Origin of the sequence: Streptomyces sp. NPDC047043 (genome assembly GCF_040644055.1) — a bacterium.
In the GTDB taxonomy this organism is placed as follows: Bacteria; Actinomycetota; Actinomycetes; order Streptomycetales; family Streptomycetaceae; genus Streptomyces.
On sequence record NZ_JBEYVO010000002.1, the window covers coordinates 17,945 to 40,158 of the forward strand.

The 22,214-nt window shown below is 71.4% G+C and carries 22 protein-coding genes; 9 read left to right on the forward strand and 13 right to left on the reverse strand.

Features of this window, described 5'->3' with window-relative positions:
* The first annotated feature begins 19 nt into the window (after positions 1-19).
* On the forward strand, positions 20-1,984 hold the full coding sequence (locus ABZ880_RS03150) for an ABC transporter ATP-binding protein (protein WP_361255970.1): 1,965 nt from the start codon (positions 20-22) through the stop codon (positions 1,982-1,984).
* 39 nt (positions 1,985-2,023) lie between these two features.
* Here the strand turns inward: ABZ880_RS03150 and ABZ880_RS03155 are convergent, their stop codons facing one another.
* From ABZ880_RS03155 to ABZ880_RS03170, 4 genes are all read right to left on the reverse strand, one after another.
* Positions 2,024-2,209 carry a hypothetical protein gene (locus tag ABZ880_RS03155; protein ID WP_361255973.1) on the reverse strand — a complete coding sequence of 62 codons (186 nt, stop codon included), beginning with the start codon at positions 2,207-2,209 and terminating at the stop codon, positions 2,024-2,026.
* A 206-nt stretch (positions 2,210-2,415) separates the two neighbouring features.
* On the reverse strand, positions 2,416-3,597 hold the full coding sequence (locus tag ABZ880_RS03160) for a cytochrome P450 (protein WP_361255976.1): 1,182 nt from the start codon (positions 3,595-3,597) through the stop codon (positions 2,416-2,418).
* 212 nt (positions 3,598-3,809) lie between these two features.
* Positions 3,810-4,073, reverse strand: a complete 264-nt coding sequence (locus tag ABZ880_RS03165; protein WP_361255979.1) for a hypothetical protein — start codon at positions 4,071-4,073, stop codon at positions 3,810-3,812.
* A gap of 76 nt (positions 4,074-4,149) precedes the next feature.
* Positions 4,150-5,517, reverse strand: coding sequence for an amidohydrolase (locus ABZ880_RS03170; protein WP_361255982.1), 1,368 nt, complete (start codon positions 5,515-5,517; stop codon positions 4,150-4,152).
* Positions 5,518-5,833: 316 nt separating this feature from the next.
* On the opposite strand from ABZ880_RS03170, the gene ABZ880_RS03175 reads away from it, so the two are divergent.
* A complete protein-coding gene (locus ABZ880_RS03175; RefSeq protein WP_361257056.1) occupies positions 5,834-6,787 on the forward strand; it encodes an endonuclease/exonuclease/phosphatase family protein in 954 nt (317 codons plus the stop codon).
* A gap of 11 nt (positions 6,788-6,798) precedes the next feature.
* On the opposite strand, the gene ABZ880_RS03180 is transcribed toward ABZ880_RS03175, so the two are convergent.
* On the reverse strand, positions 6,799-7,572 hold the full coding sequence (locus ABZ880_RS03180; RefSeq protein WP_361255985.1) for a class I SAM-dependent methyltransferase: 774 nt from the start codon (positions 7,570-7,572) through the stop codon (positions 6,799-6,801).
* 167 nt (positions 7,573-7,739) lie between these two features.
* Here ABZ880_RS03180 and ABZ880_RS03185 point away from each other — a divergent pair, with 167 nt between their 5' ends.
* The gene (locus ABZ880_RS03185; RefSeq protein WP_361255987.1) at positions 7,740-8,945 is read left to right on the forward strand and encodes a sensor histidine kinase; all 1,206 of its coding nucleotides are present in this window, start codon (positions 7,740-7,742) and stop codon (positions 8,943-8,945) included.
* Entirely contained in the window at positions 8,942-9,586 is a 645-nt protein-coding gene (locus ABZ880_RS03190; RefSeq protein ID WP_361255990.1) for a response regulator transcription factor, read from the forward strand. Before ABZ880_RS03185 ends, ABZ880_RS03190 begins: the two co-directional genes overlap by 4 nt.
* A gap of 71 nt (positions 9,587-9,657) precedes the next feature.
* Here ABZ880_RS03190 and ABZ880_RS03195 read toward each other — a convergent pair whose 3' ends face one another.
* The 5 genes from ABZ880_RS03195 to ABZ880_RS03215 all read right to left on the reverse strand — a co-directional run bounded on the left by ABZ880_RS03195 (position 9,658) and on the right by ABZ880_RS03215 (position 14,823).
* Positions 9,658-11,556: an FUSC family protein gene (locus ABZ880_RS03195; protein ID WP_361255993.1), complete on the reverse strand. Its 1,899-nt coding sequence runs from the start codon at positions 11,554-11,556 to the stop codon at positions 9,658-9,660.
* A gap of 595 nt (positions 11,557-12,151) precedes the next feature.
* Positions 12,152-12,883 (reverse strand): hypothetical protein, encoded by a 732-nt coding sequence (locus tag ABZ880_RS03200; protein ID WP_361255996.1) that lies wholly within the window; start codon positions 12,881-12,883, stop codon positions 12,152-12,154.
* A 349-nt stretch (positions 12,884-13,232) separates the two neighbouring features.
* Positions 13,233-13,997, reverse strand: a complete 765-nt coding sequence (locus ABZ880_RS03205) for a nucleotidyltransferase domain-containing protein (protein ID WP_361256000.1) — start codon at positions 13,995-13,997, stop codon at positions 13,233-13,235.
* A gap of 49 nt (positions 13,998-14,046) precedes the next feature.
* Positions 14,047-14,436, reverse strand: a complete 390-nt coding sequence (locus ABZ880_RS03210) for a hypothetical protein (RefSeq protein WP_361256003.1) — start codon at positions 14,434-14,436, stop codon at positions 14,047-14,049.
* Between the two features lie 3 nt (positions 14,437-14,439).
* Entirely contained in the window at positions 14,440-14,823 is a 384-nt protein-coding gene (locus ABZ880_RS03215) for a hypothetical protein (RefSeq protein WP_361256006.1), read from the reverse strand.
* 300 nt (positions 14,824-15,123) lie between these two features.
* Between ABZ880_RS03215 and ABZ880_RS03220 the strand changes: the two genes are divergently transcribed.
* Genes ABZ880_RS03220 through ABZ880_RS03230 form a run of 3 tightly spaced genes read left to right on the forward strand, consistent with a single transcriptional unit; the run spans position 15,124 to position 16,729 of the window.
* Complete coding sequence (locus ABZ880_RS03220) at positions 15,124-15,531, forward strand: RidA family protein (RefSeq protein ID WP_361256009.1); 408 nt, start codon at positions 15,124-15,126, stop codon at positions 15,529-15,531.
* A 60-nt stretch (positions 15,532-15,591) separates the two neighbouring features.
* Positions 15,592-16,191, forward strand: a complete 600-nt coding sequence (locus ABZ880_RS03225; RefSeq protein ID WP_361256011.1) for a gamma carbonic anhydrase family protein — start codon at positions 15,592-15,594, stop codon at positions 16,189-16,191.
* Positions 16,192-16,240: 49 nt separating this feature from the next.
* Positions 16,241-16,729 (forward strand): GNAT family N-acetyltransferase, encoded by a 489-nt coding sequence (locus ABZ880_RS03230; protein ID WP_361256013.1) that lies wholly within the window; start codon positions 16,241-16,243, stop codon positions 16,727-16,729.
* Here ABZ880_RS03230 and ABZ880_RS03235 read toward each other — a convergent pair.
* Genes ABZ880_RS03235 through ABZ880_RS03245 form a run of 3 tightly spaced genes read right to left on the reverse strand, consistent with a single transcriptional unit; the run spans position 16,726 to position 19,996 of the window.
* The gene (locus ABZ880_RS03235; protein WP_361256016.1) at positions 16,726-17,748 is read right to left on the reverse strand and encodes an MBL fold metallo-hydrolase; all 1,023 of its coding nucleotides are present in this window, start codon (positions 17,746-17,748) and stop codon (positions 16,726-16,728) included. The genes ABZ880_RS03230 and ABZ880_RS03235 overlap by 4 nt on opposite strands.
* A gap of 5 nt (positions 17,749-17,753) precedes the next feature.
* Positions 17,754-18,530 (reverse strand): aspartate/glutamate racemase family protein, encoded by a 777-nt coding sequence (locus tag ABZ880_RS03240; RefSeq protein ID WP_361256019.1) that lies wholly within the window; start codon positions 18,528-18,530, stop codon positions 17,754-17,756.
* Between the two features lie 5 nt (positions 18,531-18,535).
* On the reverse strand, positions 18,536-19,996 hold the full coding sequence (locus ABZ880_RS03245) for an NCS1 family nucleobase:cation symporter-1 (RefSeq protein WP_361256022.1): 1,461 nt from the start codon (positions 19,994-19,996) through the stop codon (positions 18,536-18,538).
* Between the two features lie 182 nt (positions 19,997-20,178).
* On the opposite strand from ABZ880_RS03245, the gene ABZ880_RS03250 reads away from it, so the two are divergent.
* Both ABZ880_RS03250 and ABZ880_RS03255 read left to right on the forward strand, forming a co-directional pair.
* Complete coding sequence (locus tag ABZ880_RS03250; protein WP_361256025.1) at positions 20,179-20,841, forward strand: GntR family transcriptional regulator; 663 nt, start codon at positions 20,179-20,181, stop codon at positions 20,839-20,841.
* 15 nt (positions 20,842-20,856) lie between these two features.
* The gene (locus ABZ880_RS03255) at positions 20,857-22,200 is read left to right on the forward strand and encodes a LamG domain-containing protein (protein WP_361256028.1); all 1,344 of its coding nucleotides are present in this window, start codon (positions 20,857-20,859) and stop codon (positions 22,198-22,200) included.
* The last annotated feature ends 14 nt before the right edge of the window (positions 22,201-22,214 follow it).

A 22,214-nucleotide genomic window follows, 5' to 3' on the forward strand; every position in this document is an offset into this window, starting at 1 on the left:
GGATCGGGGGAGGCCGGCGATGGGGAAATCGCGGGGCTGGGGCGGGCGCAAGAAGAGGGGCGACTCGGGCAGTCCCGAGGTGTCCGAGTCCGAGCAGCTGCTCTTCGGGGGGCCGCTGCGCTACGACATGGGCTGGAACCAGCACACGGACGCGTTCCTCGAGCTGAACTTCCGGGCCATGGTGACGCGGCTGCCGGCCCTGCTGGGGTCGAGTTTCCGGCTGGCCTGGCAGGCCGACCGGCGGGCGGCGCGGATCGTGCTGGCGGCCGAGGCGGGCCGGGGTGTGGCGCAGGCGGTGAGCCTGCTCGCCATGAACAGCGTGCTGGGGCGGCTGATCGGCGGCGGTTCGATCGGGGACCGGCTGCGCGGTGCCGTACCGGTACTGGCCGCGCTGGCCGCCGTGGCCCTGGTCGGGGCGCTGCTGCGGGCCGCGTCGACGTATGCGACCGGGCGGCTGGAGCCCAAGGTGGAGCGGGTGGCGACCGAGCTGTATCTGGAGCGGGCGGCCGCGGTGGAGCTGGCCGCGATCGAGGACCACGCCTTCCACAAGCTGCTGGACACCGCCCAGTACGGCGCCGGATCGGCGCGCCGGATGATCTCGTACGCCACGCGCGTGGTGAGCGCGCTGATCTCGCTGATCGCGGCGGCGGGCGTGCTGACCGTGCTGCACCCGGTGCTGCTGCCGCTACTGGCGACGATGACGCTGCCGACCGCGTGGAGCGCGCTGACCAACGCCCGGCGGCACTACGAGTCCTGGCACACCTGGGTGCAGCATGTGCGCGCCGGCCATCTGCTCAGCAGTCTGCTCACGGAACCGGACGCGGCGCCCGAGATCCGGGTGCACGGGGTCGGACCCTTCCTGCTGCGGCACTACCGCGCCATGGCGGAGACGGCGGAGGCCGAGCAGGCGCGGCTGGCCCGGCTGGCGGCGCGCACCGGGGTGATCGCGTCGGCCTGGACGGGCCTGGCGAGCGTGGCGACGTACGCGACACTCGCCGGGCTGCTGCTCGCCGGGGCGATGGCGCTGTCGGTGGCGGGTACGGCGGTGATCGCGATCCGGACGGGCTCGTCGAGCCTGGACAACCTGGTCGTGGCGGTCAACTCGCTCCATGAGGACGCCCTGTTCGTGGGCGACCTGCAGAAGCTGTACGTCGAGGCGGCCCAGCGGGCGATCCCGGCCGGCGGTGCGGCGCTGCCCGAGGAGCCGCGGGAGATCCGTTTCGAGAACGTCACGTTCAGCTACCCCGGTGAGTCCGCGCGCCCCGCCCTGGACGATGTCACCCTCACCGTCCCCCTCGGCCGGATCGTGGCACTGGTCGGCGAGAACGGCTCCGGCAAGACGACCCTGGTCAAGCTGCTGGCGGGCCTGTACAAACCGGACAGCGGCCGGATCCTGTGGGACGACGTGGACGCGGCCACCGCCGACCGGTTCCAACTGGCCGAACGGGTCGCGATGGTGGCCCAGGACTTCAAGCGCTGGCCCTTCACTGCCCGGGTCAATGTGGCGATCGGCCGCTCCTCCGCGCCCCTCACCGAGGAGCGCATGGGAGCCTCGCTCGTGGAGGCCGGCGCCGGGGACGTGGTGGCCGATCTGCCGCGTGGCCTGGACACCCTGCTGGCCCGCCAGTTCAGCGGCGGGCACGAGCTGTCCGGCGGTCAGTGGCAGCGGCTGGGCATCGCGCGGGCCGCCTACCGGCGAGGCCGGATCCTGGTGGTGGACGAGCCGACTGCGGCGCTGGACGCGCGGGCCGAGCTGGAGGTCTTCGAGAAGATCCGCGCTCTGGCCTCGGCCGGCCAGACCGTCATCCTCATCACCCACCGGCTGGCGTCGGTGCGCCATGCGGACCTGGTGCACGTGCTCGACCAGGGCCGGCTCGCGGAGACCGGCACCCCGGACGAACTGCTGGCCAGCGGCGGCATCTACGCGGAGCTGTACTCGCTCCAGGCGGAGCAGTTCACGGCGCCGGTGCCGAAGGCAAGCTGAAGGGGAGGGAATGCCCGCCCCGGGGGCGGGCTCACCTCGTCAGGCGACCACGTCGGCGGTCATGTCGCTGCGGACGACCACCAGGAAGGTGTCCGTCGCGAGGTCCATGACGACCTCGGCGGCCAGTCCTTCCAGTCGTCGCGCGTGCGCGAACTCCTCCGCCGGCCACGAGCCTCGCGGCCCACCTGCGGGAAAGCGTTCGAGCACTGTTCGCCCGTTCACCATCTCGCACCTCCAGAAAGCGTCGTCCTTGTAGGAGTTAACGCCTTCCAGGGGCCGAAAGCCTCGCTCAGTTGCGGGACTGAGACGTAGTTGACACTGGTTCAACGCGGAGCGTGAGGATCCGGTCACTTAGTGAAGATCTTTGCCGTATTCCGACTACTTTCTGTTTCATTCCTCGTACTCGTCGTGACACCTGATGCGTTCGACACTCAGCGCGTCACTGCGTACGTCACCCGGAGCTCGACCAGGCCGCGGGCGCGCAGGGAGCGGCGCCACCGCAGGTCTCCGCCCGCGAGGGTGATTTCGGGGAACCGTTCCAGGAGGGCGGCGACGGCGATCTCGGTCTCGGCACGGGCCAGGGGTGCGCCCAGGCAGTAGTGGATGCCGTGACCGAGAGCGAGGTGACCGGAGGCGTCGCGGGTGATGTCGAGGCGGTCCGGGTCGGGGAAGCGGGCCGGATCCCGGTGGGCGGAGCCGGGGGCCACCCAGACCGTCTCGCCGGCGGGGACCGTGACGCCGCCGATGGTCACGTCCTCGACGGGGAAGCGCCGGATCGCGAGCAGCGCGGGGCCTTCGTAGCGCAGGAACTCCTCCACGGCGGCCGGGAGTTGCGTCATGTCCTTGCGCAGGGCGGCCAGTTGCTCGGGGTGCTGGAGCAGGGCGAGCACGGCGTTGCCGATGAGCTGGACGGTGTTCTCGTACCCGGCGAAGAGGATGAGGAAGGCCAGCGACATCAGCTCGTCCTCGCTGAGCCGGTCGCCCTCCTCGCGCACGGCGATCAGGTCGGAGAGCAGGTCGTCCGCGGGCTCGCGACGCTTGTCGGCAAGGAGCCGGGAGAAGTAGCCGAGCATGGCCACGACCGCCTCCTTGGCGGCCTCGGGCGGTGCGGCCGGGTCCGGGGCGACAAGGGCGTCGGTCCAGACGCGGAAGTCCATGCGGTGCCGGTCCGGGATGCCGAGCAGGTCGCAGATGACGGTGATGGGCAGGGGCGCGGCGTAGGCGGCGACCAGGTCGGCGGTGCCGTGCGGGCCGAGGGCGTCGAGGAGTTGGTCGGCGGTGCGGCGGATGGGTGCGCGGAGCTGCTGGATCCTGCGCGAGGTGAAGGCCCGGCCGACCAGGCGGCGGATACGGGTGTGGTCCGGCGGATCCATGTTGAGGAGGTTGGCGTCGAGCGCGGGCGGCAGGGAGAAGCCCTTGTAGGTACCCGCCGTGGCCTGCCGCTTGTCGAGAGAGAGCCGCGGGTCGGCGAGCGCAGCCCGGACGTCGTCGTAGCGGGTGACGAGCCAGGCGGGCGTACCGTCCGGCCCGGCAATGCGGTGCACCGGCGCGGTGTCGCGCAGTCGCCGGTACACGTCGTACGGGTGGTCGAGGAGGCCGTCGGCGGGATCCATGGGGTCAGCCTAGGGTCTGCCCGGCGGATCAGGCCGACTGCAAGAAACAGCTCCTCGCCGCCGCCCCGAGCGGGCCCTGGTGCGTGCAACTGCAAGGCGGAGGAGAGCGTCGACGCAGTCGGCAACCGACGACGACGCCGCTGGGGCCCCCTCTGGGGGAGCGCGCACCAGGGCCCGCGACGTCGGCCTGATCCGCCGGGCAGGCCCTGGGGTCACGGGGTGCCCGACTGGGTTACGCCCTGGGCGAGTTGACCGACGACGTTGAACACGCCCTGGCCGAAGGCGGTCGGGGCGATCAGTACGCCGAAGGCCAGGGCGATGAAGACGGTCAGCCACTGGTCGGAACGGCTGCGGGCCTGCACCTTGCGCCGTATCCGCACGTAGATGATGACAGCGAGCAGTAACGCGACGTCGATCGTCAGCTCCACCCGGCCGGCCCTCCCCGTCACGACGAGTACGTACGTCCCGGCCTTCATGTGTAGCGTGAAACCACTTAGTGCGACGGTCCAGTTACCCGGGGTTGGCGTCAAAGTGCTTCTCCCGGACCGGATTTCAGGTCTTGTAATCCTGGATCCGCCGCCCATGGCCCCGATCGAGCAACGCAGGCATCCGCTCCCCCAACTCCCGTACCACCGCCGGGACATCGAGGGTGAGCAGTTGCCGATCCCGCATCAGTACCCGGCCGTCGACGATCGTCGTCCGTACGTCGGAGGAGCGGGCGCTGTGGACCAGGGTCGCGGCGAGGTCGTGGACGGGCTGGGTGTGCGGGCCCGTGAGGTCGACGAGGATGATGTCCGCGCGGTGGCCGGGCCGGAGGGCGCCGAGGGTGTCGCCGTGGCCGACCGCCCGGGCGCTCTGCAGGGTTGCGTGGTGCAGGGCCTGACGTGACGTCAGCCAGCGGGGGTCGCCCGTGGTGGACTTCTGGATGAGGGCGGTGAGCGCCATCGACTCCCATACGTCGAGGGAGTTGTTGGAGGCGGCGCCGTCCGTGGCGAGGCCGACGGGGACTCCGATGTCGTACAGCGCACGGATCGGCGTGGTCGTGGGCCAGGCGAACTTGAGGTAGCCGCGGGGTGCGGAGGCGACGGCCACGCGACCGGCGGCGTTCTCGAGAACGGGCAGGTCGCGCTCGGCGATGCCGGTGCCGTGGGCGATGAGGACGTCGGCGTCGAGGATGCCGGTGCGCTGCAGGACCTCGATGGGTGTGACGCCGTGGCGGTCGATGCTGACAGCGGTCTGGTCGCGGTTCTCGGCGGCGTGGATGTGGACGGCCAGGCCGTGTTCGCGGGCGAGTTCGGCGGTGGCGGTGAGGTCGGCGTCGTCGACGGTGTAGGGCGCGTGCGGGGCGAGGGCGGTGGTGATGCGGCCGCCGGCGCCGTCTTGGTGTCGTAGCGCGAACTCCAGTGATTTCTCCAGGCCTTGAGGGCCCTGGGAGGAGAAGTACGCCTCGCCGAGGTGGGCCCGCAGTCCGCTCTCGTCGACCACGGCGGCGACCGCGTCCATGGCGAAGTAGTGGTCCGCGAAGCAGGTGACGCCGCCGCGGATCATCTCGGCGCAGGCCAGTCGGGCGCCCAACTCCACGTCTTTTTCGGTGAGGTTGGACTCGATGGGCCAGACGACGTCGTTGAACCACTCCTCGGTGGGCAGGTCCTCGGCGACGCCGCGCAGCGCGACCATCGGTGCGTGCGTGTGACAGTTGATCAGGCCGGGCATCGCGACCTGGCCGCGGGCGTCGATGCGCTCGGCCGCGGCGAGGTCCGTCACCGCGGCGGCGGTCGTCACCGATTCGACGACTCCGTTGCGTACGACGACGGCCGCGTCCTCCTCGAAGCCGATCCGCTCCTGATCGTCGTGCACGAGGACGGTGCATCCGGTGATGATGAGATCGGCGGGGAGGTGACCGGCGGGAGAGTCCGTCATCCCGCCACGTACGACGCGGTCGCCGGGCTGCGTGCCCCGAACCGCGCATCCTGTCGTGGCTGAGTCGCGGAATCGGCCGGGCGAGAGGCCTGGCCGGCGGACCCGGCGAGGGAAGGCGGCGGTGTCTCATCCGCTGCTGAGATGAGCGGGGTTCGGAGCGTGCGGCTGCAAGGCGGAGGAAGGCGTCGACGCGATGGGGGTCACCCCTCTGGGGGAGTTCGTGCCCAACCCCGCGTCCCCGGCCTGGTCCGCCGGCAGAGCCTCGGGCACCCTGGGCTCACTCGGCTCGCGCTACGGCTCTGGAAAGGGGCCCGGCATGCTCCTCGGCACCTGGAACCTGGAGAATCTGTACCGGCCCGGCGGCCCCTTCGGGCCCAGGGACAAGGCCGCCTACGAGACGAAGCTCGCCGCTCTCGCCGCCGTGATCACGGAGCTCGATCCGACGCTGCTCGGTGTGCAGGAGGTCGGGGAGCCCGAGGCGCTGGACGACCTGGTCGGCATGCTGGACGGCGACTGGCACCTCGCCCTGTCCGGGCACCCGGACGACCGGGGCATCCGGGTCGGCTTCCTGAGCCGTACGGCGATGGAGGTGGTCGCCGACACGAACGCCTTCCCGGCGAAGCTGCGGCCCGTGCAGGAGGACGACTCCGGTGCCGAGGTGTCGGCGGCGGGGCGCGGCTTCCTGGCCGTCGAGGTGGCGGCCGAGGCCGGCCCCGCGCGGGTCGCGGTGGCCCACCTCAAGTCGAAGCTGCTGTCGTATCCGGGAGGCCGTTTCTTCCCCCGCGACGAGGGCGAGCGGGCCCGCTACGGCGCCTACGCCCTCTACCGTCGGGCCGCCGAGGCGACGACCCTGCGCGCGCTGGCCGACGAGCTGCTGGCCGGGGACGGACGCGAGCGGGACGTGGCCGTGCTGGGCGACCTGAACGACGAGGTGCAGGCCGCGACCACGCAGATCCTGCTGGGCCCGCCGGGCTCCGAGATCGGCACGCCGGGCTACGACAAGCCGGACAAGGGCGACGCCGAGCGGCTGTGGGACATGGCTCCGCTGATCCCCGCCGAGCAGCGCTACTCCCGCATCAACTCCGGGCGCCGGGAGCTGATCGACCACATCCTGGTGAGCCACCGCCTGGTCCGCCGGGTGACGGCGGCCGGGACGGGGCTGCCGGGCGACGGGACCCTGCGGCTGCCGTCGGTGGGGCAGGATCCGGGCGAGCGGCGGGGCGCGCCGGGGTCGGACCATGCGCCGGTGTGGGTGCGGGTGGGGCCGTAGGCACCGGGCTCTCAGGGTGCGGTGACCCGGATCTTGGACTGGCCGTGCGGGAGTTCCTCCCAGTCGTCCATGAACCGGGCCCGCAGCCCGTACGTCTCGGCCAGTGCCACGAGGGTCTCGGTGCGGTAGTAGAAGTCCTCCCGCAGCACGTGGTGTTCCTCGCCCTCGGTCCGGTCGAAGGTGAAGTCGAACCAGCCGCCCGGTGCGAGCACCCGGCCGACGCCGGCGAGACACTCCTCGATGACCGGCAGCGGGGAGTGCGAGAAGACGCTGTGTGCGTGTACGACGTCGAAGTGCGCGTCGGGCAGGAAGCGCAGCGTCAGGTCGCGCACCGGGGTCAGCGTGGGCAGCCGTTTCTGCAGGCCCATGTCGACGACGGTGTCCTGCGCGGCGAAGAGGATGTCCGGCGAGATGTCGATGCCGTAGTAGTGGCCGGGCTCCAGGTGGCGGATGAACCGCCAGCCGCCGCGCAGGTTGCCGCAGCCGATCTCCAGCATGCGGTGCTCGGGCTTCAGTCCGTGGCCGACGAGGTAGTCGAACTGCATCGCGCCGAGCGCCAGCCAGCGCTCCCGGTTGCGGCTGCCGACCGCCGCGTCCGGATCGGTGCGGGTGTCGGAGCGCATCACGGCACGGTAGTAGGAGATGTGGTCCGGGTGTCGGCGGCTCAGCCACATGTCCCGGGCGGCGCGGGCGAGATGACGGGGCACGCGGTCGGGATGGCGCAGGGCGTAGGCGATGCGGTGGGTGAGGGCGGAACGGTCGGCGGTGAGGTTCTTGGCGGGCATGGTTCCCGGGCCTTCCGAGGCGGTGGTGTGGGTACTGCTGCCAGCCTCGGTGCGGGAACGCGGTGTCCGGCTCGGTCGATGGGCGCCGCTCGCCGCGCGGTTCGGGCGATCGCGATGTCAGCCGATCGGTTGATGCGATCCGGTCCCGGCCGCGTTAGACACGGAACATGGACAACACCACCGATCCGGACGAGCGCCGGCTGACCGCGGTCGTGCACGCCGCGTTCTTCCTGCTGCTGTGCTCCTCGTTCGTCCGTTACCTCTCCCGCGACCAGGGCGGTGCGCGGGCCGGATGGGTGGTGGCGCTGTTCGCGGCCTTCGCGGTGCTCTACGTGCTCGGTCACTTCCTCGCCCCGCCCCCGCGCGCCGGAACCCCGCCCACCACACGCCATCTGGCCTGGCTGGCTTCGGTGTCCGCGGTCTGGGCCGCGCTGCTGGCCCTCGCGCCGAGCGCGACCTGGTGTGCGATGCCGCTGCTGTTCGCCGGCCTGTACGCGCTGCCGCCGCGGATCGCGGTGCCGCTGGCCGCCGTACTCACCGCACTGGTCGTGATCTCCGAAGTGCGGGTGGCGGACGGCCCGTTGAACCCCAACATGGTCGTGGCCCCGGTCGCCGTGGCCGCGGTCGCCACCGCCGTCTTCGTCCATCTGCAGCGCCAGGCGACCCGGCAGCGCGCACTGATCGACGACCTGGTCCGCACCCGCCGCGACCTCGCGGCGACCGAACGACGGGCGGGCGTACTGGCAGAACGGCAGCGGTTGTCGACGGAGATCCACGACACCCTCGCGCAGAGCCTGTCCAGTCAGCAGATGCTGCTGCAGGCCGCCGAGCGCGTGTGGGAGACGGACCCGGAGGCGGCCCGCGGGCACATCCGCAAGGCGGCCGGGATCACCTCCCGCAGCCTCACCGAGGCCCGGCGTTTCGTCCACGACCTGGCCCCGGCCGACCTCGCGGAGCAGTCACTGCCCGCGGCGCTCAGCGCACTCGCCGAGCGGGAGAGCGGGCCGGGTCTGACGGTCGGCTTCCGGCTCGACGGCGACCCCGGCCGGCTCCCGGAGCGGCTCGAGGCCGCCCTTCTGCGCATCGCCCAGGGCGCACTGGCCAACGTACGCGAACATGCGGCGGCGACCCGGGCCGCGCTGACGCTGACCTGCCTCGACGACCAGATCTCGCTGGACGTCGCCGACAACGGCCGCGGCTTCGACACGGCCGCGCTGCCGACGGAACCGGACCGCACCCGCGGGCACGGGCTGCCCGCCATGCGCATCCGGGCCCGGCAGTCGGGCGGTGCCCTCACGGTGGAGTCCACGCCGGGCGAGGGCACGGTCGTGTCGGCGGCGATCCCGCTGGCCCTGCGGGAGGCGGTCTCGTGACCACGTCCTTCCGTACTACGCCCGTACGGCTGCTGTTGTGCGACGACCACGCGGTGGTCCGCGCCGGGCTCCGCGCTCTGCTGTCCAGTGCCGACGGCATCGAGGTGGTCGGCGAGGCGGGCAGCGGCGAGGAGGCACTTGCGACCGCCGCGCGCCTGCGCCCCGACGTGGTGCTGATGGACCTCCAGCTCGGCGAGGGGATGGACGGAGTTACGGCGACCAGGAAGCTGACGGCCGCTGAACCGGCCCCGCGCGTACTGGTGTTGACGATGTTCGACACCGACGCCGACATCACCCGCGCCATCGAGGCGGGCGCCACGGGGTATCTGTTGAAGGCGGAACGCCCGGACGAGCTCTTCGCGGCGATCCACAGCGCCGCATCGGGCCGTACGGCGCTGTCGGCGCCCGTGGCCGACCGTCTGCTGGCCCAGATGCGCAGCCCACGCCCGGCGTTGTCCGACCGCGAGCACGAGATCCTCGGCCAACTCGCCCGCGGCCTGGGCAACCGGGAGATCGCCCGGGCGCTGTTCATCAGCGAGGCGACGGTGAAGACCCATCTCGGGCGGATCTACGGGAAGTTGGGGGTGGAGACGCGGGCGGGGGCGGTGGCCGTGGCCAAGGAGCGGCGGTTGTTGCGGTGAGGGGGCGGTGCAGTGCTATGTCACATTGCACCGCCTGTGGCATGTGACATAGCACTGCACCGAACCGCGCGCTACACGGCCAACGGCAGCTCAGGCAGCCGTAGCCCCGTCCGCTCCCGATCCCTCGCCAACTCGTCCAGCAGCTCGACCAGTTGCTCCCGGTCTCCGGCCGAAAGGCGGCCCGAGTCGTCGAGGTGCACGGCGCATGCGGTGGTCGCGTCCACGAGCCGTTCCAGGGTGTCCACGACCTCGTCGGCACCCTCCGAGTGCCGGGCGAGCGCGGGCAGTTCGGCGGCGGCGAGGGCGATGGCGGTACGGGCCTCGGCGAGTGTGCGGTAGGCCTCGCGGCGCAGGGTCCAGCGGGTGGCGCGGGAGTCGGGGGCGGTGACGGGGGCGCGGGATTCGCGCAGGACGTGGGCGAGGTAGGCGTGCGCGGCGCTCCCCGCGGCGGTCAGCCGGGCCCGCACTCCCCCGGCCTGCTGCCCCGGCATCGGCAGATGCCCGACGATGAGCACGATCGCGCAGGCGAGCAGCGTCTCGCCGATCCGTCCGGCGGAGGCCTGCGGCTCCCCGCCGACCATCACCAGGGCCAGGACCAGCACGGTGACGACCGCGGTCTGGGCGGCGAAGTGCCGCGTGGCGACGGGGATCAGGGCGCCGCTGACGGCGACGAGCGCGATGAGCCCTTCGGGCCGGGGCAGTACGGCGGCGAACCCGGCGAAGACAAGAGCCCCCAGCACGGTCCCGGCCGCCCGGCACAGCACCCGCGAGACGAGCGGCCCGAGGTCGGGCTTGACGAGGAAGACGGCGGTGGCGGGCAGCCAGTACCAGTGCTCGTGCTGCCCGTACCAGCGGGCGTGGTGCAGGGCCTGGGCGACGGCCGCGCTGGCCCCGAAGCAGAGGGCGACCCGCAGCCCGTACTCCCGCCCGCCAGCCCCGAAGGCGACCCGGAGCAGGTCCCGCGGCGACCGCCTCCGCGTGTGCAGATCGCCGCCCTTGCCCCGGTCGAAGGCCTCGGCGGCGTGCAGCAGGGCGTCGTCGAGGGCGCGCAGCGCGGGAGCCGACCGGTGGGGCGCGGGCAGCGGCCCGGTGTGCGTGTTCTCCCGTACGGCGGCGGCGAGTCGCCGTGGCCCCTCGGCCGCCCGCCCGGTCACGGCCTCCCCGGCCCAGGCGAGCGCGGTCGCGGCCTCGGCGAGCGGCAGCGCGGCGGCGTACTGCGCGTGCAGCCGCCGCTCGGCGGAAGATGAGGCGTACCTCCGCAGCCGCGGCCCGGCGAGGGCGTCCTGCGCATGGTCGAGCGCGGCGGTGAGTGCGGCACGGCGGGCGGTGCCCTCGTCCGACCCGGCCGCGTCGAGAAGATCGGCGACGGCGTCGTAGACCGCCGCCACGGCGTCCCGCTCCCCGTCGAACCGGAAGTCGCCGACGGTGCCGCCGGGGGTGGGCAGCACGAGCCGGAGCGCCAGCAGCCATCCGGCACCCGCGAGGAAGGCGAGGGCGCGCAGCCAGCCCGCCTCCGGGACGGGCATCCCGGCCCCGATGGCGGAGGCGACGAGCAACTGCGTACCGGCGCCGGAGGCCACGGGCCCGACAGCGCTGATGCCACCGGCAATCAGCCCGATCCCGGTGAGAAGAAGGGTGAGTACGACGGCTCCCGCGTGCTCCCCGGCATACGTCCCGACGAGCAGCCCGGCACCTCCCGCGAGCGCGGGTCCCCCGATCCGCTCGACGGACGCCCGCCGGCTGCCGGGCCGGTCGTTGATCCCGGCGAGCATGGCGGCGATGGCGGCGACGACACCGAGGGAGGTGCGGTCGAGGAGGAGGGCGGCGAGGAGGAGCGGCCCGCCGGCCAGCGCCCCTCGCACCACGGCGTTCCAGGGAACGGGGCCGCGCTGGGCACGGAGGGCGTGGGCCAGCCAGGGCGGCAGGGCAAAGGTACGACGGTCACCGGTGCGGGCGGTGGGGCGGGACACGGGGCTCCTGTCCGGACGAGGGCGTGGGTGTGTCTTCGGGCGACGGTGGCCGAATTTCGGGATGTGCTGCCCACGGTAGATCGCGTTCCTGGAGCGAACGGGACGATCGTGTTTCCGGAGTGTGACGGTTGGCCTGAGAGGCGCTTTCTTTATGAACGCAATCGCGGTACGGCGGCTGCGCGAGCGCGGAAAGGAAGGCGGACCCGGGGGCGTAGCCTGCCCCCGGGCCCTGTGATGCCGTCCATATTCACACGCCGGCACGCTTGAGAACACAGGTCAGTCGTTATGTCGTCGCGTCCTGCCTTTGGACCACCGCACATCGAGCTGTGCGGACTGGACTTGAACCAGCATTTCGACGCGCTGGGGCCTGAGCCCGGTCGATCCGGCGATCGACGGCGAATGCTGAGTCTGGAGCGAGAATCTGAGATTGATCGCGGTCTGCCTCTGCCGATTGGGCTACCGCGGCAAGGGAATTGCTCTTGATGCCGCGGGGAGGACTCGAACCTCCACTGGAACCGCGCAGTCACGCCAAGCTTCAGCTTCAGCTTGCGCTCTTCGCGCACCCCGGCCGCAAGGGGCCGGGGAGTCTTCGAGGCTACCCGAACAGGTAGCCGAACACGGCGTCCCCGACCCGCTGGTCGACGACGTCGGCGCCGTTCGCCTCTTCCCTGGCGAACTTCACGGCCTGCTGCAACTTCTCGACACGGTCGAGGAGTTCATTGACGCGACGGGCGGGAAGCGCACCGGAGAACTTCACGGTGGTCCAGTACCCGACGGGGATGTCCTCGTAGTAGACATCGACCTGGGCGGGATGCTTCTCGGTCGCCTCGGCCTTCACGTGGTTGCGGGGCACTTTCTTCGTACGGAGCGTCCGCACCGGCTCGGTCTTCCAGGCATCGGTGGACGGGTCCTGGACCCACGACTCGGAGGCGTCGAGTACGGGCAGCTTCCGTACGAAGGTGTTGAGATCGACGAGCTGCTTCTCGAGGAACAGCAGATAGGACACGGGGACATCCGCCACGAGTACCCGCCCGTCCACCTTCACGTCGGCACGGGCGGTGCAGTTGGCCCAGTCCTTGGTGGCGGTCACGTCGAACAGCCGGGTCAGGGTCGCCGCGGTCTCCCGCAACACGTCCTCGGCCTGCACTTGCACCCGCGTCGACTCGGGCGGCAGTTGCTCGCCCTCCTCGTCCTTCGGCTGGTACGTACGCGAGATACCGGCCAGCAACGCGGGCTTCTGCAGCCCGTGATGAGCGGCCGTCAGGTCCTGGTGCGCCTTGGACTTGATGCCCTTCTCTACTGCGATGATCTGATTGAGTTTCGCCACGAGTGGGACGTTAGCAGCGACAACTGCACAATCTCGAAGGATTATTCACCCGCCCCAAGGGAGCGCACCCCTGTTCGCCGCCGCACGCGCCCTCCCGCTCCACCACCTCGGGGCCTACGTTCCTCACGATGAACTGGCGGACGGTCTTGCCTTATTGGGGACTCATCGCCTTGGCCATAGCCGTCACAGGATGGATGACGTCCGACATCGGCCCGATCGGCCTGACGGCCCTTTTCGGGCTCAGCTTTCTCCGGTTCCTCTGGTCTGCACGCTGACGACCACGACGCTGGCGTTGAGGGGAAAGGGAGGGGGCGGTGGCTGAAGATCACGTGGAAGCGAAGGTGCAGACTCACGCGAAGGCGGAGGCGAAACGCGCCTCCGCACCGGTGATCGCCTGAGCCAACACCTCCGGATCCGCGGTGAGCTGCTCAAACACTGCGTCGACCCCCCGCAGCCCGGCACGCTCCAGCAACCGCTTCTCGTTCGTCACCCACTCCCCCCGCGCCGCCAGCACGGCGTGCCCGGTCTGTACGGCGGCCGTGGCGATGGCGCCGACGGCCTCCGTGAGGCGGCCCGCCGGGGCGTGGTTGGTCTTCGCGTAGGCGAGGGTGGCGCGGGCGGTGCCGTGCCAGCGTTCGGCGGCGGAGACACGCAGCTTCTGCGGATACGAGGCCGGCCTCGGCAGCTCGCCCCGGAGCACCCGGTTGATCGCCAACTCGGCAACGACCAAGTAGCTCGGGATCCCCGCCAAGTGGAACATCAGCGGCTCCACCCGGAACCGCCCCCGCTCCGCCTCGGCCAACTCGTGCTCCACGACGTCGAGATCGCGGTAGTGCACGTCGACCCGTCGCCCGCCGATCGTCAGCCAGGCGCCTCCGTTGAACACGCCACCGCCCCACCCCCCGACCTCGGAGATCTCGCCCTCCCAGCCCACGGCACGGAGGTCGGCGGGGTGGAAGGGGCCGCGGTAGTAGATCGCCAAGTCCCAGTCGCTGTCCGGCCTCTGGGTGCCCTGGGCCCGGGAGCCGCCGAGGGCCACGGCCTGCACGGTGGGGAGGGCGGCGAGGAGGTCGGCGGTGGAGTCGAGGAAGTCGGAGTCGGTGAGGGCGGGCACGGTTGCGCTCCTGTCGGTTCGGACTGCTGCGTGTTCTGTGTGCCTGGACCTAGCGGAGGAGGCGAGCCATGAGCGCCGCATACGCCTCCGCCGGCGTGTCGCCCCCTCCCGCCGCGTGGGGGTTCTCGGCCCAGAACCTCATACAGGGAACGTCCTGCTCGTCCCAGCCCTCCGGGAGATCGTCGAGAGGGCACGGGAACGCAAGCCAGGCACCGGGCTCGTAGGCGCCGCCGTAACGGGACTCGACGACGGTCACCGGGTGGAGGGGCGGCACGGGAGTCCGCCCGGGGCAGACCGCTGCGACGAAGGGTTCGTCGACGGGGACGTAGACCTCGGGCCAGTCGACGCCCGTCGTCCAGAGCAGGGTGTCCAAGGGGGCGGCGGCGAGGTGATCGACCACGCGGCCTGCGATCTCGTTCGGTTCCGCTTCGGCGGACATCGTTCAGAGCTCCCAGAGATTTCGGTGCCGGTGGCGGGTCGGCGGATGGTCCAGCTCTTCGGCGGCCGGGAGGAGGCTGCCGGGCGGCGCCGCGCGCAGGTGCTTGCGGGCGGACGTACGGAAGGCCTGGAGCGCGGCCCTGGCGGTCGACTCGTGCGGCCCGTTCGGCCGCGCGTTCAGTGCACGTGGGTACGTGTACGCGGCGAAGTTCCGCACGACGACAGTCGGTACGGGGCGGCGGCCGGCATGCTCGGCACGGGTCAACTCCTTCTGGGAATAACGGAGTTCGCAGACGGCGTGGGCGGTGCAGGCGCCCGGCAGGCCCAGCGGCCAGTAGGCGGGGCCGGTGCGGTGTCGGCTGGGGACGTGGTGGACGGTGCGTGCCATGGCGGACCTCCGCAGGCCCACCGGACTTTCCGGTGCGGCCCGCTAGAAATCCGCCGCCGTGAAGCGTCCCAGGTGCTTCGTGCGCATGGGGGCAAGGGTGGCCGCTGGGTGCGGGGGCTGTCGAACGGTTATCCGCCCGCCCTCGGTCTCGAACCTCGGGTGATTGCTGATGGGGCGCGCTGCGATGCGGGGCTCCGGATGCAAGGGAAATTCGGATGCGCGCCCGGCCGACTGCGCCGAGGATCGGTGGGTTCTCGTGTGTCCGACTCACGCGCGCGTGTCCACCAAGGAGCAGATCTCTTGATCCGGCGTGTCACCTCCCCCGCCCTCTTCCCGCCGCCCACCTACTCCCACGCCTCCGTCGTCGAGGCCGGTACGAGACTCGCCTTCCTCGCCGGATCCGTCCCCCTCGACGCCGACGGGCAGCTGGTCGGGGAGGGCGATCCCGTGCGGCAGGCCGAGCAGGTGCTGGTGAATCTCGAAGAGCAACTGCGTGCCGTCGGCAGCGACTTGGCGCATGTCGTGTCGACCGACGTGTACGTCGTGAGCAGTGACACCGCCGCGCTGTCCGCCGTCTGGGACGTCGTCGAGGCCTCCGGGCTCAGCCTCGGTCCGCACTCATCGACGCTGATCGGCGTGGCGTGTCTCGGGTACACCGGGCAATTGGTGGAGATTACGGCGACCGCCGTGGTTCCCGAGGTCCGGTAGGGGCCCGGCCGCCCGCGACGGCCCCGGCAGCCATACGCCCCAGCCCTCAGGAGGAACCCCATGTTGATCGAGCACCGCGGGCGCCGCCCCGTCGTCCCCGACTCCGCGTACGTCGCCCCGACGGCCGTCCTGTGCGGTGCCGTGACCCTCGGAGAGCGCGCCCGGGTGCTGCACGGTGCCGTGCTCACCGCCGAGGACGGGGAGATCCGCGTCGGCTCGGACGTCGTCATCATGGAGAACGCGCTGGTCCGCGGCCGGTCCGGGCACCCCGCCTTCATCGGCGACGCCGTGCTCGTCGGACCGCACGCCCACGTCAACGGAGCGACCGTCGAGGACGAGGTCTTCGTCGCCACCGGGGCCTCCGTCTTCCCGGGAGCCGTCGCGGGCACCGGCTCCGAGCTGCGGATCAACAGCGTGCTGCACGTCAACTCCGTGCTGCCGCCCGGCACCGTCGTACCGATCGGCTGGATCGCGGCGGGTGCCCCGACGGCCCGGCTCTTCGCGCCCGGAGAGCACGACGAACTATGGGCCGTACAGAAGGAGTTGGACTTCCCCGGCACGGTCTACGGCGCCTCGCGCAGCGCCTCCATGCGGGACATCATGGCGCGCCAGGTCGACTTCTACGGCGCCCATCAGCACGACCGGCGCATCGACGACTGAAGCATCGACGACTGAACCGAACGACCGAGACGACCGAAGGGATCCGTCCTTGCGTTCCGAACCGTCCGCCGCACCGTCCCCCGTGACCCTCCGCCGGGCCTCGCCCCCGGACGCCGCCGCCGCGGCCGACGTCTGGCTGCGCTCCTTCGCCGCCGCACTGCCCACCGTCGTCAGTCCCCGGTCCGCCGACGAGGTGCGCGACCACTTCCGGGACGTGGTGGTGCCGTTTCGGGAGACGTGGGTGGCGGATGCCGGGGACGGGGGCGGGATCGTCGGGGTCATGGTGCTCAACGACGACGAGCTCTCCCAGCTCTATCTCCGGCCCGACTGGCGTGGCCGCGGCATCGGAGATCGGTTCGTCGCGCTCGCCAAGGAGCGCAGTCCGGACGGGCTGAGTCTCTGGACCTTTCAGGTCAACAAGCCCGCCCACCGGTTCTACGAGCGACACGGCTTCGTCGCCGCGGAACGCACGGACGGCAGTGGGAACGAGGAGCGGGAGCCGGATGTGCGGTACGTGTGGCGCCCGCTGATCTCCTAGCCCACGACACTCCCGGAAGGCTCCCCCGCCGGCCCCGGCACCATCGGCCGGGTCCGACCCGGCCCGTGCTGCCGGTACGCCCAGGCCGCCGCCTGTGCCGCCAGGCCCACGAGGTCGGGTTCGGCGGTGTCGCCGTCGAGGTGGCGGTACTCGACCGCCGTGAGGATGACGATCCGCTCCCGCAGGCCCAGGTGCTCGTGGAACCCGGAGTCGAGGATGTCCGCCGCGGCTTCGCCCGCCGGTACGCCCGCCGCGTGCCGGGCATGGACGAGGGCTTCGAGTTCGCGCAGATAGGTGACGTGGTCCCGTACGTCCTGCGGGCTCATCGAACCGCCGTGCCCCGGGACGATCACCTCGGGATCGAGCGCGAGGATCGTCTCGCAGGCGGCGGCGATCCGCTCGAGAGGGCCGTCCCAGTGGACGGGGTGGTCGTCGGCGAACAGGACGTCCCCGGCGCAGACGACCCGCTGTGCGGGCAGGTGGACGATGAGGTCGCCGGCCGAGTGCGCCGGTCCCACCTCGATCAGCTCGGCCTCGATGTCGCCCACCGTCAGCTCGTAGCGGCCGGAGAAGGTGGTGGTGGGCGGGACGGCCTCCACGCCTTCGTACGTGTAGCGGCCGAAGTGCTCGCGCGCGTACCGGCCGAGGGGCTGGTCGGCCGGCGTCTGGTGGGTGAGGAAGTGCATCTGCTGCGGGGAGGGTTCGCGGCAGAGGTGCTCCGCGCTCGCCTTCGTGGCGATGATCTCGGCGCCCGGGAAGCAGCCGTTGCCGAAGGTGTGGTCGCCGTTGACGTGGGTGTTGACGATCGTGTGCACGGCGGCGGCGCCCGCCGGCAGGACCGGCCGGGCGGCGGCGATCAGGGCCTCGGTCATGGGCCGGTCGTAGGGGGTGTCGACGAGGGCGGCCTGCTCGCCGGAGGTGATGAGCAGACAGTTCGCGAAGCCCCAGGTGCCCGCGTGGCCCGGCGCCCACAGGTGGAGTCCGTCGGCGACCGGGGTGAGTCCGTCAGGAAGGTTCATGGCGGTCATTGTGGGTGACCGTGATCGCGGACCCGGTGGTCGCCCCCTGCGGAACCCGTCTCTCCGTCCACCGGCCTCCCCCACACCCGCCGCTTCGGCACCGGATTCGCATAGCTCCCCGCCCGGCTGGTCGTCAGCCCCATGGTCACCAGCGCCTCCGCCAGCTTCACGGCCGCCGCGACCCCGTCGACCACCGGCAGCCCGAGCTTCTCCCCCACCGCCCGTTGGAGCCCGGTCATCCCGGCGCACCCGAGCACCAGGACCTCCGCCCCGGCCTCCCGCGCCCGTTCGGCGGCCGTCAGAAAGGCCGCCTCCGTGCGGTCGGCGTCGCCCAGGTCGAGGACGCCCAGCCCCGTCCCGACGACGGCGGCGCAGTTGCGCCCCACTCCCGCCAGCTCCAGGCTGTCCTCGATCTGGCCGCAGGACCGCTCCAGCGTCGTGACGACCCCGTATCTCCGGCCCAACAAGCACGCCAGATGCGCCGCGGCCTCCGTGATGTCGACCACCGGCACGTCCACCAACTCCCGTACGCCTTCCCGCCCGTGCTCCCCGAAGCCGGCCATGACGACGGCGTCGTAGGCAGGGCCCTTGTACGTCCGCAGCAGATCGATGACGGCCGCGGCCGACAGATAGCTGTCGAGCCAGCCCTCCGCGGACTCCGGGCCCCAGGTGGGGGTCAGCCCGAGCACGGTGGTGCCCGGGCCTGCCGCGGCCCGGGCACCTCGTACGATCTCCTCGGTCATCTCCTGCGTGGTGTTGCAGTTGGTGACGACGATCCGCACGTCCGTCAGACCTCCACAGGGGCGGGAGCGGTTCGCTCGGAGCGGCAGATCACCAGGTACAGCCCGGCCGCGAGCGCCGTGCCGATGAACCAGGAGTACGGGGCCACGTCGCTGAAGGTCTTCACCAGCGCCAGCACCGCCGCGACCGCCGCCGAGGGCAGGAACGCCGCCAGGGCCTTGGGGTTGACGCCCTTGCGGTAGTAGTAGCGGGAGCCGGGGGCGGCGTCGAAGAGCTCGTTGACGTCGACGCGGCCGCGCTTGATCAGGTAGTAGTCGACCATGATCACGCCGAACAGCGGGCCCAGGAAGGCGCCGAGGCCGCCGAGGAAGTAGTTGACGACCGTGGGGTTGGAGAAGAGGTTCCACGGGGTCACGACCAGCGCGGCCACCGTGCTGATCATGCCGCCGACCTTGAAGGTGATCTTCTGCGGCCAGACGTTGGCCAGGTCGTACGCCGGCGAGACGAAGTTGGCGACGATGTTGACGCCCATGGTGGCCACGGCGAAGGTGAAGGCCGCGATGACCAGGACCCAGGTGTTGCCGATCTTCGCGACGAGTTCGGCCGGGTCGGTGATGGCCGTGCCGAAGACCTCCAGCGAGCCCGCCGTCACGATCACCGAAACGACCACGAACGCCGTGGAGTTGATGGGCAGACCCCAGAAGTTGCCGCGCCGCACGGTCCGGTAGTCGGGCGCGAAGCGCGAGAAGTCGCAGAAGTTGAGCATCAGCGTGCCGTACGTGGCCAGAATCAGTCCGATCGCGCCGAACCACTGCCGCCACTGCTCGCCGACCGGGACCGGGTGCGGGGTGGAGGTGAGCGAGATGCTCCAGTCGGCCTTCGCCAGCACCCAGATCGCCAGCGCGATCATCACCAGCCAGATCGCCGGGCCGCAGAAGTCCTGGAACTTCCGTACGGACTCCATGCCCTGACTGATGATCAGCGCCTGGATCAGCCACAGCGACACGAAGGACACCCAGCCGAGCGCGTCAAGTCCCAGGAAGGAGTGGGTGGTCCAGGACTTCAGCCCCGGCCAGGCGGCCAGCAGCATCACGTTAACGGCGACCGAGGCCAGATAGGTCTGGATGCCGTACCACATGATGGCGATCACGGCCCGGATGAGCGCCGGGATGTTCGCACCCCAGACGCCGAAGCTGATGCGGCTGACGACCGGGAAGGGCACCCCGTGGCGCTGGCCGATCCTCCCCATCCAGTTCATGCCGACGTAGATGATCACGAAGCCGACGAGCAGGGACGTGAAGACCTGCCAGACGTTCATGCCGAGGACCAGCAGGCCGGCGGCGAAGGTGTAGTTGCCGAGGTTGTGGACGTCGGACATCCACATGGCGAAGAGGTCGAAGACCTTCCAGTTGCGCTTCTCGGCCGGCGCGAGGTCTTCGTTGGTGAGCCGGGGGTCGGGGACGAACGCTGGTGCACCGGTGGCTTCGGCGCGGTCGGCGAGGGACACGGGGCCTCCATGGACAAGGGGACGGAGGAGGACTGCTTCCGGCCATTCGGTAAGCCGTGTTTGGTATACCAAACTGCGGTCATGGTGCCTTCGTCAAGCGTTCTGACCGATGTCGCTGTTGTTAACGCTTCGTAAAACAGCCCCGGAGTCGGAGAAGATGGCCCCATGAGGATGATGGCGGCATGAGCTCCATGACGAAGATCGAACCGCTGGGCGCGGTCCGCGAGCGTGTCCTGGCGGGCCTGCGGCAGGAGATCATCGCGGGCAGCCTCCGCCCCGGCGACCGCCTGGTCGAGCGGGAGCTGGCCGACCGCTTCGGGGTCTCCCGGGTGCCGGTCCGCGAGGCGATCCGCGCGCTGGTCGCCGAGGGGTTCGTCCACTTCGAGACCCCGCGCCGCACGGTCGTACGCCGTCTCACCCCGCACGACGTGCAGGAGCTCTTCGAGCTGCGCGAGGCCCTGGAGGTCTACGCCGCCGGGCTCGCCGCCGAGCGCGCCACACCGGAGGACCTGGCCGAGTGCGAGGAGCTGCTCGCTCTCGCGGCCACCGCGACCGCGGCCGGGGACGCCGAGGTGATCACGGACGTCAACAGCCGGCTGCACGACCGGATCGTGGCGATGGCGGGCAACACCCTGCTCACCGAGGCCCTGGAACCGGTCGCCGGCCGGCTGCGCTGGATGACCCGGCGGAACGAGGAGTGGCCCCAACTCCTCGTGGAACACCGCGAGCTGTACGAGGCGATCGCCTCCGGCGACCCGGACCGCGCCCGCGCCCACGCACTCGCCCATGTGCGGACCAACTACCGGTCGACGGTGCGGCATCTGTTCGGGGACGCGGAGGAGTAGCGGCGGGGGGCGGGCATGACGCCGCATCTCGTGGAGGCCGAGCGGATGGTGCGGTACCAGCGGCTGCTGGCCGCCGGGTATCTGCCGACCGGCCTGGTGGGGCACTGGCCGCTGGACGGCACGGGCGCCGACCGCTCCGGCCGGGACCTCCCCGTCGCCCCGGGCCCGGGCACGGCCTGGACGACCCTGCGCGCGGGCGGCGGCCTGAGCCTCGACGGGACCGCGGGCGCATACGCCGCCACCGCATCCGTCCTGGACACCACGGCTCCCTTCACGGTCGCGGCGTGGGTGCGCCTGGCGGCCGACGCCGACCCGGCGGCCAGGTACACCGCGGTGAGCCAGGACGGCCCGACGACCAGCCGCTTCCTGCTGCAGTACGACCCGACCGCCGGCACCTGGGCATTCGAGCTCCACGGCGAGGACGGATCCGGCAGGGTCTCCGCCGTCGCCACGGCACGGTCCGCACCCGGCATCCGCACCCACCTGACCGGCGTCCGGGACGCCACACACATCCGGCTGTACGTGGACGGACAGCCGGCAGGCAGCGCCGAGACCACCGTCTCCCAGGCTTCGACGCAAGGCTTCACCATCGGCCGCGCCCGCCTCGGCACCGCACCCGTCAACCACTTCAAGGGCACGATCGACGACGTGCGGGCCTACGACCGCGCCCTGACCGCCGACGAGATCGCCCTGGTCAGCGGCGGTACGGCCCGCCGGAACAACGTCTATCTGACCGACTCGGTGGCGACCCTCACCTGGGGTGCGCCGGGCGACCCGGCCGGCTGGATCGCCCGCGCCCGCTGCGCCTCCTTCGTCACGCGGGTCCTGAAGCACACGTACGACTGGGCGACCGACGCCTACTTCCGGCGCTACTTCCGGGCAAGAGGCCCGGAGTCCGCCGGGTACTGCACGGCGTTCCGGCAAAGCACCGCCGGCCCGCGTTTCCGCCGCATCCGCAAGGTCACCGACCTCGTGCCCGGCGACATCGTCGCGATCGACTACCGCGGCGCCGACCCCCGCAGCACCGGGCACATCGTGTTCGTCCGCGAGGTCAAGGGCGTGTTCAGCGGCACGGCGGACTTCCACGGCGAGACCCAGTACGCCGTGGAGATCGTCGACTGCACCTCCGACCCGCACGGCGTGTACGGGCTCACCAACTACCCCAAATACCCCGACACCCGCATCGTGAGCGACATCGCCGCCGAGAACTTCGAGGGCGTCGGCTTCGGCCACATGATGTTCTACGCCTCCGACGCCACCGGCGAGTTCTCGCGGTACCGGTGGAGCGTCAACTCCTCGAGGGCCAGGCGCACTTACGACATCTCACAGCGCCCGGTCGCGGCGGCTCGCGTCGTCTGACGGATCAACCGCTG